At 63.7% G+C, this 14,824-nt stretch carries 17 protein-coding genes; 6 read left to right on the top strand and 11 right to left on the bottom strand.

The features are described from left to right. Positions 1–295: 295 nt before the first annotated feature. The 9 genes from HDIA_RS19560 to HDIA_RS19600 all read right to left on the bottom strand — a co-directional run bounded on the left by HDIA_RS19560 (position 296) and on the right by HDIA_RS19600 (position 8,118). On the bottom strand, positions 296–1,018 hold the full coding sequence (locus HDIA_RS19560) for a c-type cytochrome (RefSeq protein ID WP_099557681.1): 723 nt from the start codon (positions 1,016–1,018) through the stop codon (positions 296–298). Next, positions 1,002–2,270, bottom strand: a complete 1,269-nt coding sequence (gene soxC / locus HDIA_RS19565) for a sulfite dehydrogenase (RefSeq protein ID WP_099557682.1) — start codon at positions 2,268–2,270, stop codon at positions 1,002–1,004. The genes HDIA_RS19560 and soxC overlap by 17 nt, the downstream gene beginning before the upstream one ends. Before the next feature lie 222 nt (positions 2,271–2,492). Beyond that, positions 2,493–4,184, bottom strand: coding sequence for a thiosulfohydrolase SoxB (soxB, locus tag HDIA_RS19570; protein WP_099557683.1), 1,692 nt, complete (start codon positions 4,182–4,184; stop codon positions 2,493–2,495). 109 nt (positions 4,185–4,293) lie between these two features. Further along, positions 4,294–5,082, bottom strand: coding sequence for a sulfur oxidation c-type cytochrome SoxA (gene soxA / locus HDIA_RS19575; protein ID WP_099559036.1), 789 nt, complete (start codon positions 5,080–5,082; stop codon positions 4,294–4,296). A 125-nt stretch (positions 5,083–5,207) separates the two neighbouring features. Further along, positions 5,208–5,534: a thiosulfate oxidation carrier complex protein SoxZ gene (soxZ, locus tag HDIA_RS19580; protein WP_099557684.1), complete on the bottom strand. Its 327-nt coding sequence runs from the start codon at positions 5,532–5,534 to the stop codon at positions 5,208–5,210. Positions 5,535–5,556: 22 nt separating this feature from the next. Further along, complete coding sequence (gene soxY / locus HDIA_RS19585; protein WP_099559037.1) at positions 5,557–6,012, bottom strand: thiosulfate oxidation carrier protein SoxY; 456 nt, start codon at positions 6,010–6,012, stop codon at positions 5,557–5,559. A gap of 32 nt (positions 6,013–6,044) precedes the next feature. Next, a complete protein-coding gene (gene soxX / locus HDIA_RS19590) occupies positions 6,045–6,506 on the bottom strand; it encodes a sulfur oxidation c-type cytochrome SoxX (RefSeq protein ID WP_099557685.1) in 462 nt (153 codons plus the stop codon). Positions 6,507–6,788: 282 nt separating this feature from the next. After that, entirely contained in the window at positions 6,789–7,373 is a 585-nt protein-coding gene (locus HDIA_RS19595; protein WP_099557686.1) for a SoxW family protein, read from the bottom strand. 10 nt (positions 7,374–7,383) lie between these two features. Beyond that, positions 7,384–8,118, bottom strand: coding sequence for a cytochrome c biogenesis CcdA family protein (locus HDIA_RS19600; protein ID WP_099557687.1), 735 nt, complete (start codon positions 8,116–8,118; stop codon positions 7,384–7,386). 268 nt (positions 8,119–8,386) lie between these two features. On the opposite strand from HDIA_RS19600, the gene HDIA_RS19605 reads away from it, so the two are divergent. The 3 genes from HDIA_RS19605 (at position 8,387) to HDIA_RS19615 (ending at position 10,522) form a co-directional block, all read left to right on the top strand. Further along, positions 8,387–8,779, top strand: a complete 393-nt coding sequence (locus tag HDIA_RS19605) for a thioredoxin family protein (protein ID WP_099557688.1) — start codon at positions 8,387–8,389, stop codon at positions 8,777–8,779. Positions 8,780–8,826: 47 nt separating this feature from the next. Next, positions 8,827–9,219, top strand: a complete 393-nt coding sequence (locus HDIA_RS19610; RefSeq protein WP_099557689.1) for an ArsR/SmtB family transcription factor — start codon at positions 8,827–8,829, stop codon at positions 9,217–9,219. 190 nt (positions 9,220–9,409) lie between these two features. Continuing rightward, the gene (locus tag HDIA_RS19615) at positions 9,410–10,522 is read left to right on the top strand and encodes a YeeE/YedE family protein (protein ID WP_099557690.1); all 1,113 of its coding nucleotides are present in this window, start codon (positions 9,410–9,412) and stop codon (positions 10,520–10,522) included. Here HDIA_RS19615 and HDIA_RS19620 read toward each other — a convergent pair. Then, positions 10,506–11,468, bottom strand: a complete 963-nt coding sequence (locus HDIA_RS19620; RefSeq protein WP_245883985.1) for an MBL fold metallo-hydrolase — start codon at positions 11,466–11,468, stop codon at positions 10,506–10,508. The genes HDIA_RS19615 and HDIA_RS19620 overlap by 17 nt on opposite strands. 158 nt (positions 11,469–11,626) lie before the next feature. On the opposite strand from HDIA_RS19620, the gene HDIA_RS19625 reads away from it, so the two are divergent. Beyond that, positions 11,627–12,070 carry a DsrE family protein gene (locus HDIA_RS19625; RefSeq protein ID WP_099557692.1) on the top strand — a complete coding sequence of 148 codons (444 nt, stop codon included), beginning with the start codon at positions 11,627–11,629 and terminating at the stop codon, positions 12,068–12,070. Between the two features lie 97 nt (positions 12,071–12,167). Beyond that, positions 12,168–12,623, top strand: a complete 456-nt coding sequence (locus HDIA_RS19630) for a DUF302 domain-containing protein (RefSeq protein ID WP_099557693.1) — start codon at positions 12,168–12,170, stop codon at positions 12,621–12,623. A 12-nt stretch (positions 12,624–12,635) separates the two neighbouring features. On the opposite strand, the gene uxuA is transcribed toward HDIA_RS19630, so the two are convergent. Beyond that, complete coding sequence (uxuA, locus tag HDIA_RS19635; RefSeq protein ID WP_099557694.1) at positions 12,636–13,853, bottom strand: mannonate dehydratase; 1,218 nt, start codon at positions 13,851–13,853, stop codon at positions 12,636–12,638. Between the two features lie 251 nt (positions 13,854–14,104). Between uxuA and HDIA_RS19640 the strand changes: the two genes are divergently transcribed. Next, complete coding sequence (locus HDIA_RS19640) at positions 14,105–14,794, top strand: GntR family transcriptional regulator (protein WP_099557695.1); 690 nt, start codon at positions 14,105–14,107, stop codon at positions 14,792–14,794. Positions 14,795–14,824 lie beyond the last annotated feature (30 nt).

A 14,824-nucleotide genomic window follows, 5' to 3' on the forward strand; every position in this document is an offset into this window, starting at 1 on the left:
ATCATTGCGTCTGTTCGCCGGATCTCTACCACACGATCCCGCGTCCCTGTTCCGGAACCGGGCACGCCCCCTTCAAAAGATTGCGAGCCGGATCCAGGTCGCCAAAGACGATCCGGATCCGGCTCACAAGCAGCCTGAAATCGAGGGAGGGTATGCCTTTTCCGGCGAATTGCCGTTTGTGCGGTCGGAGGGCGACCAATCCCCCCACTTGGACGACAAGCGCCCTTCGTGGGTGGGCCAGACGGCGCATCGCCGGTGCAAGGCCGGATTTCAGGCTCCCTGTTGCGAGGATGTCCTATTCGATACCCGCCGCCGGCGCCTCGTCCTTCTTGTCGGCATTGGCCTCCGGCGTCACGTCGAGCACGGCCGCATGCATCGTGATCTTCGCCTTCCCGGGAATGCAGTCCGTCATGCACGGCTCGCTCTCGTTGGCGTATTGCGGCTCCGAGTCGCGATCGTCGGGAATGAAGTTCTTCTCGTTCGGCATGTGGATCGAGGCGAAGTTGGACTTCGAAAGCTCGAAATCCTCGTCCGTCACGACGTCGTTCAGATAGAGCACGTAGGCCGTCAGCGCATAGACATCGTCATTCGACAGCGAGCGTGCATTCCCGAACGGCATGGCCCGGTGGATATAGTCGTAGACCGTCGAGAGGTAAGGCCAGTAGGATCCGATCGTCTTGACCGGCCGATCGTCCTTCAGCGTGCCCTGCCCGCCGGCGAGCACCGGCCAGCGTCCGACCGCCTCGCCGAAATCGCCATGACACGAGGCGCAGTTCTCGTCGAAGATCGCCTCGCCCTGCGCGACGGTTCCGCTCCCCTCGGGAAGACCGAGGCCGTCGGGACGGACATCGATATCCCAAGCCGCCACCTCGTCCGGCGTCGCGACGCGGCCGAGATGGAACTGTTCGCCCGCCCCTTCGCCGGCTTTCGGATCGGCTTCTCCCGCAAGAGCCACCGACCCGGTCGCGACAAGGGCCAGCACTGTGCCGATAGCGGCAGTCTCAAGAAACTTCGACATTCTCGGCCACCCCGTCCTTGTTCACGTACCAGGTCTGGATCCCGTTGTTGTGATAGATGGAATTCTCGCCGCGCGTGGCGCGCAACTCGTTCTTGGTCGGCTGGACATAGCCCTTTTCGTCAATCGCCCGGGACTGCAGGTAGAGGTCCGAGCCGTCCCAGTCGAATTCGTAGTAGAAGCGGTGCAGCGCCAGCGACAGGCTCGGCCCGTCGATCCGCGCCGTGTGCCAGTTGCGCCCGCCGTCGATGGAGACGTCGACGCGCTTGATGGTGCCGTGTCCCGACCATGCAAGACCGGTGAGAACGGTCCGTCCCTTGCCGTGGGTGATCGGCGCCTGCGGGCTCGGATTGGTGATCACCGATTTCACATCCATCGCGAAGGTGAAGCGGCGCGCCTTTCCGTTCGGCAGAAGGTCGGTGTATTTCGAGGTTTCCTCGCGCTGCTGCCAGGGCTCGTCACCGACTTCCAGCCGGCGCAGCCACTTGACCCACATGTTGCCTTCAAAGCCGGGAACCACGAGGCGCAGCGGATAACCCTGCTCGGTGCGCAGCGCCTCGCCATTCTGGCCGAAGGCGACCATGCAGTCCTCCATCGCCTTGTCCAGCGGAATGGAGCGCGTCATCGCCGAGGCGTCGGCGCCTTCCGCCAACACCCATTTGCCCGACGTCTTGACGCCCGCCTCGTTGAGGATGTCCTTGAGCAGGACGCCCGTGTACATGACGCAATGGAGCATGCCATGCGTGAACTGGCAGCCGTTGAGCTGGGCCCCGCGCCATTCCATGCCGCTGTTCGCCGCGCATTCGAGAAAATAGACGCGGTTGTAGCGGGGAAAGCGCTTGAGGTCCTCCATCGTGAAGATCAGCGGCTTGTCGACAAGCCCGTTGATCATCAGCCGGTGTTCCTTGGGGTCGATGACCGCGGCGCCGGCGTGATGGCGCTCGAAGCACAACCCGTTCGGCGTGATGATGCCGTCGAGGGAATGAAGCGGCGTGAAGTTGATCGACGAGATCGGGTCGGCGGTGAGCCAGGCCACGTTGCGCCGAACGACATCCGCCTCGAATTGCGACGGCATGCCGTAGGGATGGACATCGACCCCGTCGCCGGGGTACCGATTCCAGTCCTGAACCTCGGTGATCACCGGGTCGCCGGCCGCCTGCGCCTTGCTTGCCGCCAGGGCCGCCCCGCCGGCAAGCCCTGCCTTCAGGAAGCTGCGGCGGGACGCACCAGGGCGTCCGTCCGTCCATTTGCGCATCAGCTCCTCCTCACATTTCCGCATCTACACATATGAATATTTGCATATACAGATGCCAAAAAGATCGCTCCAGAAACGGTCGTCCTGCCGTCCGAAGCCGGTTGCTTTCCAGATCACGGTCCGCTCAAGCGATGCGACTTGAGCAGAAAGACCATGGTCCGGGCATTCAAGTTCGGCCTGCCGCTTCGTCGTCCTGATGAACCCATCTGGCCGCAAAGCGCTCTAGCCCACCACCTTGACCGAACGGTTTTCGGCCAGTTTCACCACCGGGTGATCCTTGAGGTAATCCTCCACCACGTCCCAGATCGCCGGTCCTTCCGTCTCCTCGTTGATCGAGGCCCATCCGGCGACGACATAATCCTTGCCCGGATCGATCGCTTCGCCGGTCTTGAGCAGGGTCATCTCGGAGATGCGCCCGCCCATGTCCGCCTCGGGATCGATGGCATAGGCCATGCCGCCGACGCGCACCATGTCGCCGCCCTGCTGGTAGTAGGGCGACTTGTTGAAGAGGTTGTCGGCAACATCTTCCATGATGTCCTTCAGCATCTTGCCGCTCATCGTCGAGCGGTAGACAGCGGGATATGTCATGGCACAGGCCGAATGCAGATCCTCCACCGTGATCTTCTGCCCCGGCAGCACGGAGGTGCCCCAGCGGAAGCCCGGCGACAGTGCGATATCGGCCTCGCGAACCTCCAGCAGGGCCTCGCAGATGAGGTCGTCGAAGGTGCCGTTGAAGTTGCCGCGCCGGTAGAGCAGCGTCTCGGTGGTCGCAAGCTCGCGCTTGAGTTCGTCCTCATAGGGCGCGCGGGACTTGGCGACCGCGTCGGCGATCTCCGCATCGGGCGTGATCACGTCGGAGAAGATCGGGATCAGCCGGTGCCGGTAATTCTTGATCTCGCCGCCCTGGACATCGAGATCGAGGCGCGTGACGAACTTGCCGTGCGAGCCGGAGGCGATCAGCATCGTCTTGCCCACCATCACGGGCTCGGGCAGCGCATCATGCGTGTGGCCGGTCAGGATGACATCGATCCCGGGCACGCGGCTCGCAAGTTCCCGGTCGACGTCGAAGCCGTTGTGCGACAGGAGCACGACCAGTTCGGCGCCGTCGGCGTGCGCCGCCTCGACATTCGCCGCGACTTCCTCCTCGCGGATGCCGAAGGACCAGTTCGGGATCATCCAGCGCGGGTTGGCGATCGGCGTATAGGGGAAGGCCTGACCGATGACCGCGACCTTGACGCCGCCGCGCTCGAACATCTTCGTGGCATCGAAGGCACGCTCGTCCCATTCGGCATCGAAGATGTTTCCGCCGAGGAAGGCGAAGGGCAGCCCGTCGATGATCTCCCTGACGCGCTCCGCGCCGTAGGTGAACTCCCAGTGGCCGGTCATGGCGTCGGGCTCGAGCAGGTTCATGAGGTCGACCATGTCCTGCCCGAGGGTCTTCAGCGAGGTATAGCTGCCCTGCCAGGTGTCGCCGCCGTCGAGAAACAGCACCTTGCCCTCACGCTCGGAGCGGATGCGTTTCAGCACCGTGGCGATCCGGTCGAGGCCGCCCATCTTGCCGTAGGTTCCGGCAAGGGCTGTGAAGTCCTCCGACGTCAGCGCATAGGCCTCCGGCGAGCCGGGGGCGATGTTGTAGAGCTTGAGAAAGTCGGCGCCGGTCACATGCGGCGGCAACCCGGCGACCGGCCCGACACCGAGATTGATCGACGGCTCACGGAAGTGGACCGGAACAAGCTGGGCGTGGATGTCGGTCAGATGCACCAGCGTGACGTTGCCGACGGCGCCGAAATCCAGCAGCGCGTCTTCGGTCAGCGTCTGCTGCGCCGCCGCCCGCGCCCACTGGCCGGACAGGCCGAATCCGCCGAGGGCCGAAAGTGCGGCCGTTGCCGACAGAAATTCGCGTCTGGAGATCATTCACCATCCTCCGAGAGACAGCCGTCCGCTCGCCTCGGCCCACTTCGGCCGAGGCCCGTGCCCTGTCCCGATGTCTCAAACATTGTCCAGATGGGCAGACGACGCCCAGTTACTGCCGCACGGCCGGCGTTTCGACCGAGAGCCCGGTGCCACGCCAGGTGACGTAGACCTCAAGCGCCAGCAGATCGTCGGAGAAGGCCGCCGGGAATTCGCCCCGCGTATCGCGCAGGCAGCCCCGGAAACGGTTCATGATCGACACCATGCCGCCCGTGTTGAAGCGGTAGGTGGGGAAACCGTTGACCTGTCCCTGACTGAGGTGATCGGCGCGAATGAACTTGCCCATGTTGGCCTCGTGACAGGAGGCGCAGGACAGATTCAACTGGCCGGTCCGCGTGTAGTAGAGATCCTTGCCCTTCTGCCACCAGCCCTGCATGTCGCCCTGCGAGAGGTCCATATGCACAGGCGTTCCGAGCGCCTGGTGCTTGATGTAGGCCGTCAGATCCTTCTGATCGCCGGCATCGAACTTGTAGGGCTCCGCCCCCATGTTCTTCTCGCGGCAATGATTGATCTGCATCTCGACGTCGATGGGCTTGTTGGTCGCCGCATCCCATTTGGGAAAGCTCGCGCCGACCATCTTCATGCTTTCGGAAGCATCGCCGTGGCAGGAGGCGCAGGACTTGCCGGCGGTCCCCTCCACCGTGTTCCAGACCTCGCCGCCGTGCTCGACGGCGAGCATGCCCGGATTTTCGAAGGAATCGGCCTCGGTCGCCCGCGTCTCCGGTTCGCGGAAGAGCCAGCCGGACAGCACCTCGTCGAACGGGTGCCCTTCGGGGGCAGGTGCACGCGTGATCATTTCCTGACCGTCGATCACCAACTCGTCGGTCGTCGGATCCGCCATCGCAACGCCGGCGACGCCCAGACAGGCGGTGGCGGCGAGCAAAGATATCGTCAAGGTCCTCGTCACGGTGCTTCCTCCCCCTCTTGACCCACGGCGTCGGGCTTTGCCCTTGTTGCTGCCGCGGTTCAGTTCACCTTGATCGGCTGCTCGTCGGTGTAGACCGAGCCGTCGTCGTCCACCCAAGTGAACTTGAAGGTCCCAGCCTCCATCACCTTGGCGCTGAACTCGAAATAAGGATTGGCCGAGATCGCCGGTTCGAGGTCGCAGGAGAACACCGGCTGGCCGTTGAACTCGCAACTGAACTTGTTGATGATCTGGCGCGGGATGAGCTTGCCCTCTTTATCCTTGCGCTGACCCGATTCCATCGTGTGGCTGATCAGGGTCTTGATCACGATGACCTCGCCCTTGTCGGCGGTCTTCGGCAACTTGATACGTGGTTTTGGCGTCGCCATTCGTCTCTCTCCCGGTCCTGGTTCAGCCGCCGCAGCCGCCGATGGTCACCTTGACTTCCTTCTTGTCCACAAAGACGGAGCCGTCCTTCATCCTGGCGACGGCAACGACATTCTGCGTCTTGGCAAGGCGCATGCGCGTCGTGGCCGAGGCCTCGCCGCTGAGCGGCGTGAAGTGGAAGATGGCCACTTCGGGATTGGGGTTGCCGTCGGCGAAGATGGCCACGGACTCGACCAGATCGTCGCCTTCCATGGCGCTTTCGACACTGACCGAGATCGGCACGGTATTGCCGTTTTCGGCGATCTCGGGCGCCGTCAGCGTGATCTTGCCGGTTCCCGGCTCCTGACCGCCGCCGAAGGCCGCAACCGCCTTGGCCGTCGCATCGACATCGGCAAACGCCGGACTGACGGCAAGACCGGTAAATCCGGCGCACGCGGCACCGGCGGACAGGGCCATCAATCCCCGCCTTGAAATCATCATGTTCATGTCTCCTCTCACAACCGCCTGCCGCGTCACTGCTTCAGCGTTTCCAGAAACGCGACAACATCCTCTACCTGCTGGGCGGTCAGGATCGTCTGGCCCACAAGGTCCTTGCGAACGTTGATGCCCACATTGAGCGAATAAAAGCCCGGCATGACCGTGTCCGGACCGAAGACCTTCTTCGAATCGACGACGATCGCCCTCAGTTCGGCCGGCGACCAGCGGTCGGCGGCGCCATCGAGCGACGGCCCGACGTTGCCATGAAAGAGCTCCGCCTTCAGCGCCGAGACCTCATGACAGGCAAGGCAGTTGCCGAGCTTTCGACTGACGAAGGTCGCTTCACCCGCCTTTGCGTCACCGGGCTGGCCGGTCAGCGACATGTCGACCTTGTTCTCGTCGAACGTCACGCTTGCGGGCACCACCTCAGCGGCATGGACAGCTCCCGTCAGGATCACTGCGGCCGAGGCAAAAGCCAGACTCCTCCCCATTTTCATGGCAGCGTTTCCTTCCCCCGATGTTTGTTTGCGCCATGCCTCTTGCGGGCATCGGTTCATTTAAATCGTTCCAACTCGAAACAGGATAATCACTCGCCGCGATAGGTCAATACAAAAATATGAATTTTTGCATATATCTCGTCAGCGAGCCCAAGGCTCCTCATCGACGGACAGAAACAGATTTCAAATCAGACGATTACCGCAATGCCGCAAAATCACAGCCTGAGCCGCGCTCGGTTCCGGGCCAGCCGTTGCGATCATAAAAATCAATGACGGCGCCCGTCACTCGGCGCCGAGACGGCCGGCGGCGCGCAGCTCCTGGATGATGCGGGCGTGATAGATCTGGAAGGGCTCGTCGGTCTCGTAGCCCTTCTCGCGAACCCATCTGAACATGTTGAGGAAGGTCCACTTCCCGAAGGCGCCCGGCATGACCGCGACCGCGGCCTTGTCGACGGAAAGATCCGTCGGCGGATCCTCGGGCAGGAAGACGAGCGTCGGCGTGAAGAGATAGCCCCATTTGCGGACGGCGGTCTTCTCGGTGAGGCTCTCGCCGTCGGTGTCCGTGACCTCCTCGTCGCCGAACATGTTGTACTGCACGACCATGAAATTGGCCTTGATGTAGTCGCGGACCTCCGGGTCGCTCAGCAGTTTCTCGTGCATCGCCTGACAGTAGATGCATCCCCGCTGCTCGATCGACAGAACGAGGCGCTTGTTCTCGGATTTCGCCTGCGCGATGTCCTCGGCGATGTCGCGGAAGGTGATCGAGAACCAGGCTTCCTTGTGAAGGCCGTCTTCCCCCACCTCCGCGCGGGCCGGCAGAGCGGCAAGCACCGCGAAGGCCGCCGCCACCAGAATGCTCCTCACCATGACGTTCCTCCTATCCGATCGTCTGGAAGACCGGGAAGGTCTCCAGCAGCCAGTATGAGATCACCGACATCTGCCCGGAAACGAAAAGGATGCCGGTAACGACGAGCAGCCCGCCCATCGCCATTTCCACCTTGTGCATGTGCCGCCGGAAGCGGGCCGCCCATTTCAGGAACGGGCTCGCGAAGGCGGCGGCGAGAATGAAGGGAATGCCGAGACCGAGCGCATAGGCGGCGAGCAGGATGGCGCCGCGCGCGGCCGTGTCCGAGGCCCCCGCCACGAAGAGGATGGCAGCCAGCACAGGCCCGACGCAGGGCGTCCACCCGAAGGCGAAGGCAAGGCCAAGCACATAGGCCCCCAGCAGCCCGACCGGCTTGGTGCGAACGGTGACCCGCGCCTCGCGAAAGAGCAGGCCGATGCGGAAGACCCCCAGGAAATGCAGGCCCATGACGATGATGATGACGCCGGCGATGATCGACAGGACATCGAAATATTGCGCGATCGTGCGGCCGATGATGCTGGCCGTCGCACCGAGAGCGACGAAGACGGTGGCAAAGCCGAGCACGAAGGCGATGGCCGACATCAGGATGCGCCGCCGCTGTTCGGAGCCGGGTTTTTCTTGCTGAAGGTCCTCGAAGCCCACGCCGGCCAGCCAGGCCAGATAGGGCGGCACAATCGGCAGCACGCAAGGCGAGACGAAGGAAAGCGCGCCGGCGAGCAAAGCGCCGCCGATCGTGACGTCGAGCATGGTCCACCCCACTCATGCGGTTTTGTTGTTGGCAACGCCCGCCGTCCGCATGTCCGGCCGCGCTGGTCATTTCCGATCGACAAGCAAATGCCCGTCGAACAGGGCTGTCGCGCCGATCCGAAGAGCCCGGAAAATGTCTGTTCCAGTTGGGATTTACGCGCCGGCGTCCCTCCGGCCACCGCGCACGCCTTGTCGAAAGGTCTTTGTTCTTTGCTATTTTAAATATGCATACATTCATATATATTGCAAGAAACAAACAGGTGACGGCATGCGCACGACACTCCGGATACTGGGCCTTCTGCTCCTTGGCTCCCTATGGGCGGCACAAGCCCGCTCGGCCGAACTGGTCCTGCTGGTTCAGCCCGGCTGTCCATGGTGCGCCAAGTTCGAGACCGAGATTGCGCCCGCATGGCCGAATACGCCCGAGGGCAAGCAGGTTCCCCTGCGCCGCGTCGACATCACGAAGGACTGGCCGGCGGATCTTGCCGCCATCGGCCGGGACAAGTTCACGCCGACCTTCGTTCTCGTCGACGGAAATCGCGAGATTGCACGCCTGCGCGGGTATCCAGGCGATCAGTTCTTCTGGTACCTTGTCGACGACATGTTGGCGAAACTGCCGGCGCAAGACTCATCCGGCGTGACACTGGAGCGGGCCGGCTGAGTTCCGTTTGGCGAATCGCCACGCAACCGAAACCGGCCCGGAAGACAATGAACCTGCCCAAGATCAGCCCCGACCAGAGCGAAGAGGACTTCGAGCTTCTTCTTGCCCAGGCACGCAAGGCCAGTGATCTGCTGAAGGCCTTGTCGCACGAAAGCCGCCTACTGATTCTCTGCCTGCTCGCGGAGGGAGAAAAATCCGTCTCCGAGCTCGAGGACATCATGCGCATGCCGCAAGCCGCCGTCTCCCAGCAGCTTGCCCGCCTGCGCTTCGACCGGCTCGTCAGCACCCGTCGCGACGGGCGCACCGTTTACTATTCGATTGCCGGCGCCGAGGTGTCGTCGATCATCGAACAGCTCTACAGTCTGTTCTGCTCGCCGGTCCGCGGCGACGCGCATCTGCAACCCGCAACAGTCGCGGAAACTGAGACCATGACCGGCTGAAGACGAAATTTCAGCCGTTGAATCCGGCTCGCTGCGGTGCTGACCCATCCTCCCAAGACACAGCCCGCCCGCAGCGATCAGGAGCCGGACAAGGAAATGACGGCCTGACGGCACGTTTCACGAGGGGCGTTGGACGGCGCCCCGAGGCAAACGCAAGCGTGCAGGTGAGGCCGCATGTGGGGAGGATGGGATGGATTTTGCCGGTTCCGAATGGTTCCCGCCGATTGCCGGGCTGATGGCCGGGCTCGTGATGGGCTATGCCGCGCGCCGGCATCACTTCTGCACGCTGGCCGCGCTCGAACGGCATTGGTACGCCGGCGACAACGCCGGTGTTCGAACCTGGGTTCTCGCCGCCGCGACCGCCCTGTGCCTGTCCCAGATCCTGCAGGCTTTCGGCCTCGCCAACCTTGACGCGAGCATCTACCTCGCCAACCGCTTCGCCTGGACCGGCGCGATCATCGGCGGGCTCGCCTTCGGCTTCGGCATGGCCCTTGTCGGCACCTGCGGCTTCGGCGCGCTCGTCCGCCTCGGCGGCGGCAGCCTGCGCTCGCTCGTCGTTCTGCTGGTGCTCGGCCTCTCCGCCCTTGCCGCACAGCGCGGCCTCATTGCCCTCGGCCGCCTTCAGGTGGTCGACAATCTGGCGGCGGACATGTCCTTCGTCGGCAACCAGTCGCTCGGCTCGATCCTCTCCACCATCGCCGGGCATGACATCCGCACCGGCGTCGCCGCGGTCGTCACCATCGCGCTCATGGCCTGGATCTTCCGCGACGCGGCCTATCGCAAGGACTGGCCGCGCATCGCGACCGGCACGACGATCGGTGCCGCCGTCGCCTTCGGCTGGCTCGTCACGACCCTTGCCGCGCGCCACTCGATGGACCCCGTCCAGATCGAATCGGCGTCCTTCGTCGTGCCCGTCGCGGACGCCATCCTCCAGATCGTGACCTACACCGGGGTCCTCCCCGATTATGGCGTCGGTCTCGTTGTCGGCGTCGGGGTCGGCGCGGCCATCTGTGCCCGCCGGCAGCGGGACGTCCGCTGGGAAGCCTGCGACGACGCCCGCGAACTCAGCCGCCACCTGGTCGGCGGCTTCCTGATGGGAACGGGCGGCGTCTTCGCCATGGGCTGCACTATCGGCCAGGGCGTGTCCGCCTTTTCGACGATGGCGATCTCCGCGCCGCTCGCTCTCGCCTCGATCGCACTCGGCGCCCGGATCGGCCTTGCCTACCTTCTGGAAGGCACCCCCCTGTCGCCCTTCTCCGCACTGACCTCCTTTGCCAGGACAGCCTTCAGGCGAGGGGCGTGAACCTGTAGGCGCCGCCGCTCTTCTCGACGATGCCGGCGCCGGGATCCGGGAAATGGTAGCCGACGACATGCGCCTTCTCGGCCGCCAGCCTGTCGAGCAGCGCGGTGCGCGTCTCCGCCGCAACGTCGGGCTGATGGTCGCTGCCGGCCTGCCACTCCGGATGGGCGAAGGAAATCGCCGAATGGCTGATCGCGTCGCCGATGACGACGAGTTGCTCGCTGCCGTCGTGGATCGCGTAGGAAAGGTGACCCTGGGTATGGCCGAAGGTCCTGATCGCCTCGACGCCCGGAATGACCTCGTCGCCCGGCTTGATGAAATTCATGCGTTCGGACAGGGCCTCCAGACGGGTCTGGGCACCGGAGACGAAGCTCTGCCGTTCCGGACCGATCTGATCGAGCACGTCGGGCGAGGTCCAGAAATCGAACTCCGCCTGCCCGATATGGAAGGCGGCGTTCGGGAACAGCAGGTCGTCGAATTCGTCGAGCACGCCCCAGATGTGATCCGGATGCGCATGGGTGAAGATCACGTCGCTGACGTCGGAAAGGTCGATGCCCTCGGCCTCGAGATTGGCGGGCAGCCTGCCGGCGGTCTCCATGAAATGCGGTCCGGACCCGGCGTCGAAAAGGATCGTCCGGCCCTCGCGCTTGAGGATCGTCACATTGCAATCCGGCCGGACGACGTCGGTGGGAAGATTGTTGGACGTGAGAACCTCGTCCAGTTCCTCCTTGGGAACGCTGCCGTAGAAGAAGGACATCGGAAAGGCGAGCTTGCCGTCGGTCACGGTCAGAATTTCCGATCCGCCGAGCGACAGCCGGCCGACGGCCCGGGCGGAGCCCGGAAAGCCGGCAACCAGCGCCGCACTCGTCGCGCCCAAGGCGCCCTGCAGCAGCCGGCGCCGGGAAATTTCGCTCCGTGGCCAGTCGGCCATCTGTGACCTGGTCTTCATTCTCCCCTCCCAAGAAATTGTTTCTGCGTTGTTTTTCTCAATGCCTGCATGAAGACGCGGTGGCTTCAAATTACTTGCAAACATTTGAATGATTATATGTATAATGTCAAAAGGCCCGAGACGGAAGCAATGAGAAGGTGGGCCGAGGAGGAAAATTCATGAAAACGATTATGAAGAGCGCCGCTGCGGCCGCTGTCCTTGCCGTTTGCATGGGTGGGGCACATGCCGAGGAAGCAATGCACCGACTGTCCATCCAGGTGGACCAGGATGACCCGGCGATCATGAATCTGGCGCTGAACAACGCCAAGAACGTCAAGAATCACTATGCCGCGAAAGGCGAGTCGGTCGCCGTCGAGATCGTCGCCTACGGGCCCGGGCTGGAAATGTTCGTCGCCGAGCGAAGCCCGGTGAAGACGCGCATCGCCTCCATGGCGCTGGAAGACCCGGAAATCACCTTTTCCGCCTGCGGCAACACCCATCAGGCACTGAACAAGAAGGAAGGCCGCGTGGTAGCCCTTCTGGGCGAGGCGAGCGAGGTCCCCTCCGGGGTTGTCCGCCTCATGGAGCTTCAGGGCGACGGTTACGCCTACGTCCGCCCCTGATGTGATCGATAAGGATCAGTCGGGCCGCATGGCCGGCCCGACGTCCGACCCTCGCGCCTGCTCAACATGCCACCGCCGCTGAAATGAGGAGAACATCATGCGCACGGCCATTCTTGTCATGCTCTCGCTTCTTGCCGGGTTCGCGGTCAACCGCGCGGCAGCCGAAGACACCATCACGACCGTCGAAACCGACACGGCCTTCGCGGACGTCATGACCGATCTTCAGGACGCCATCATCAACCGGGGCTATGTCATCGACTATCACAGCCACATCGGAGAGATGCTGTCCCGGACGGCGGGCGATGTCGGCGCTGACAAGCAGGTCTACAAGAATGCCGAGTTCCTGCAGTTCTGCTCGGCGGTGCTCTCCCGCGCCGCGATGGAGGCGGACATCGGCAACATCGCCTATTGTCCCTATATCCTCTTCGCCTACGAGCCCGCCGCATATCCGGGCAAGGTCACCGTCGGTTTCCGCCGGCTGCCGCCCGGCGACGGACGCGATCAGGTGAATGAGACGCTGAATGAGATCCTGCACGACGCGGCCGGACAGTGAGGGAAACCGGCTCTATGCCGGAAGGCCCCAGACCGAATGCTGCAGCGTCGTCATGATGCCCCGTAGTTCGGCAAGCCCCTTGAGGCGGCCGATAGCGGGATAGCCCGGCTGGGCATGGCGATCGAGGTCATCGAGAATGTCCTGCCCGTGGTCGGGCCGCATGGGGATCGACCAGTCCTCGCGGCCTGCCGCCTTGCGCCTCGCCTCTTCCTTGAGTGCCGCGGCAAGCAGCGCCACCATGTCGGTGTCGCCGCCAAGATGCTCCGCCTCGTGGAAGGACCCGGCAATCGCGGTTCCCTCGCGTTTCACGTTGCGAAGGTGCAGGAAGTGCACCCGCTCGCCGAGACGCTCCATCATGCCGGGAAGGTCGTTGTCGGGCCGGGCGCCGAGCGAGCCGGAGCAGAGCGTGATGCCGTTGGCGGGCGTATTAACCGCCGCCATCAGGGTCGCATAGTCGCTTTCGGTTGACATCACGCGCGGAAGCCCGAGCAGCGGGAACGGCGGATCGTCCGGGTGACAACACATACGGATGCCCGCTTCCTCCGCCGTCGGGATCACGTCCTCCAGGAAATCGACGAAATGCGCGCGCAGGCGATCGGCCGAGATCGCGTCATATTCGGCCAGATGCCGGCGCACATCCTCAAGGTCCATGTGATCGGCCGCGCCCGGAAGGCCGAAGACGATATTGCGGGCAAGCCCCTGGCAGCGATAGTCCGACCACGTCCGGAACCGCCGCCCAGCCTCTTCGCGCACCTCTTCCGGGAAGTCGTTCGCGGCGCCCTTGCGCTTCAGGATGTGGAGGTCGAAGGCGGCGAAATCGACATGGTCGAAGCGCATGCAGGTGCCGCCATGGTCCACCCGGTAGGCAAGGTCCGTCCGCGTCCAGTCGAGCACCGGCATGAAATTGTAGCAGACCACCTTGATGCCGGCGGCGGCGAGATTCCTGAGGCTTGCCCGATAGCTGTCGAGGTGAGCCCGCCAGTCGCCCTTCTGCTTCTTGATATCCTCGGAAACCGGAAGGCTCTCGACGACGTCCCACGCAAGGCCTGACGGCCGCCCGTCCTTCATGACGGCGATTTCAGCCTGACGACGGGAGATCTCATCGGGCGTCCAGACGGCGCCCGTCGGCACGTGATGCAGGGCCGTGACCACGCCTTCGACACCGGCCTGCCGCATGTCGTCGATCGAAACGAGGTCCTTCGGACCGAACCACCGCCACGTCTGTCTCATCCATCTCTCCAGATGAACCGCACTCCTGGCTCGGACGCGGTCCCGTTGGCGGTGACACGGTCGCCACCCTCATCGTCATGCGGCTGACCGGGCGTCTTCGACCGGGCAGCCGTCCTCCGCCGTGCGGCCCTGCAACGACGCCGGAACACAGGCCGCCGATGCTCTCCACCACTTCCGACTTCCTAGCAAGCTTTTTGATGATTGACTAGTATGGAAGTATGGAGCTATGTGTGCCGAAGGAGGACCATGCGATGGAAGCGACGCAAAACGCGCAATGGACGATCGACCTGTCCGTGGCGGTAGGGCCCCAGCTCCGCCGCATCCTGCGCGAGCGCATCATCCGCGCCGATCTGACACCGGGCAGTCTTCTGTCGGAGGCCGAAATCGCCCGCTCCTATGCCGTCAGCCGGCAGCCGGTGCGCGAGGCCTTCATCAAGCTCGCCGAGGAAGGGCTTGTCGAGGTGCGCCCGCAGCGCGGCACAGTGGTGCGCAAGATTTCCAGGTCCCAGGTGATGGATGCACGCTTCGTGCGCGAGGCCGTCGAGGCGGACATCGTCAAGCTGCTCGCCAAGTGCATCGATCGCGCGGCGATCAGCGAGCTGCGCAAGCTTCTCGCGCTCCAGAAGGAAGCAGCCAAGGGCGACCGCATCCGCTTCATGGAACTCGACGACCAGTTTCACCGCACGCTTGCCGCGGCGGCCGGGCGTGGAGGTGCATGGCACGTGATCGAGGAATCCAAGGCCCAGATGGACCGGGTGCGCTTTCTCTCCTTCGGGCAGTTCCCGATGGACAAGCTCATCGCCCAGCACGAGGCGGTCGTCGACGCCGTCGCCGAGGGCCGTACCGACGATGCGGAGGCATCGATGCGCGGGCACTTGCGGGAGGTTCTCGTCGACCTGCCGAAGATCGCGGAGGCGGTCCCCGACTATTTCGAGGCGTGATCCCGAAAGAAGGGACCGCCCGGGAGAGAT

It is taken from the genome of Hartmannibacter diazotrophicus (assembly GCF_900231165.1).
In the GTDB taxonomy this organism is placed as follows: Bacteria; Pseudomonadota; Alphaproteobacteria; order Rhizobiales; family Pleomorphomonadaceae; genus Hartmannibacter; species Hartmannibacter diazotrophicus.

Bases quoted from the DNA above. Each gene is read 5' to 3' on its own strand.
- HDIA_RS19560 (WP_099557681.1), bottom strand. From the start codon at position 1,018: ATGTCGAAGTTTCTTGAGACTGCCGCTATCGGCACAGTGCTGGCCCTT.
- soxC (WP_099557682.1), bottom strand. From the start codon at position 2,270: ATGCGCAAATGGACGGACGGACGCCCTGGTGCGTCCCGCCGCAGCTTC.
- soxB (WP_099557683.1), bottom strand. From the start codon at position 4,184: ATGATCTCCAGACGCGAATTTCTGTCGGCAACGGCCGCACTTTCGGCC.
- soxA (WP_099559036.1), bottom strand. From the start codon at position 5,082: ATGGCGGATCCGACGACCGACGAGTTGGTGATCGACGGTCAGGAAATG.
- soxZ (WP_099557684.1), bottom strand. From the start codon at position 5,534: ATGGCGACGCCAAAACCACGTATCAAGTTGCCGAAGACCGCCGACAAG.
- soxY (WP_099559037.1), bottom strand. From the start codon at position 6,012: ATGATGATTTCAAGGCGGGGATTGATGGCCCTGTCCGCCGGTGCCGCG.
- soxX (WP_099557685.1), bottom strand. From the start codon at position 6,506: ATGAAAATGGGGAGGAGTCTGGCTTTTGCCTCGGCCGCAGTGATCCTG.
- HDIA_RS19595 (WP_099557686.1), bottom strand. From the start codon at position 7,373: ATGGTGAGGAGCATTCTGGTGGCGGCGGCCTTCGCGGTGCTTGCCGCT.
- HDIA_RS19600 (WP_099557687.1), bottom strand. From the start codon at position 8,118: ATGCTCGACGTCACGATCGGCGGCGCTTTGCTCGCCGGCGCGCTTTCC.
- HDIA_RS19605 (WP_099557688.1), top strand. From the start codon at position 8,387: ATGCGCACGACACTCCGGATACTGGGCCTTCTGCTCCTTGGCTCCCTA.
- HDIA_RS19610 (WP_099557689.1), top strand. From the start codon at position 8,827: ATGAACCTGCCCAAGATCAGCCCCGACCAGAGCGAAGAGGACTTCGAG.
- HDIA_RS19615 (WP_099557690.1), top strand. From the start codon at position 9,410: ATGGATTTTGCCGGTTCCGAATGGTTCCCGCCGATTGCCGGGCTGATG.
- HDIA_RS19620 (WP_245883985.1), bottom strand. From the start codon at position 11,468: ATGAAGACCAGGTCACAGATGGCCGACTGGCCACGGAGCGAAATTTCC.
- HDIA_RS19625 (WP_099557692.1), top strand. From the start codon at position 11,627: ATGAAAACGATTATGAAGAGCGCCGCTGCGGCCGCTGTCCTTGCCGTT.
- HDIA_RS19630 (WP_099557693.1), top strand. From the start codon at position 12,168: ATGCGCACGGCCATTCTTGTCATGCTCTCGCTTCTTGCCGGGTTCGCG.
- uxuA (WP_099557694.1), bottom strand. From the start codon at position 13,853: ATGAGACAGACGTGGCGGTGGTTCGGTCCGAAGGACCTCGTTTCGATC.
- HDIA_RS19640 (WP_099557695.1), top strand. From the start codon at position 14,105: ATGGAAGCGACGCAAAACGCGCAATGGACGATCGACCTGTCCGTGGCG.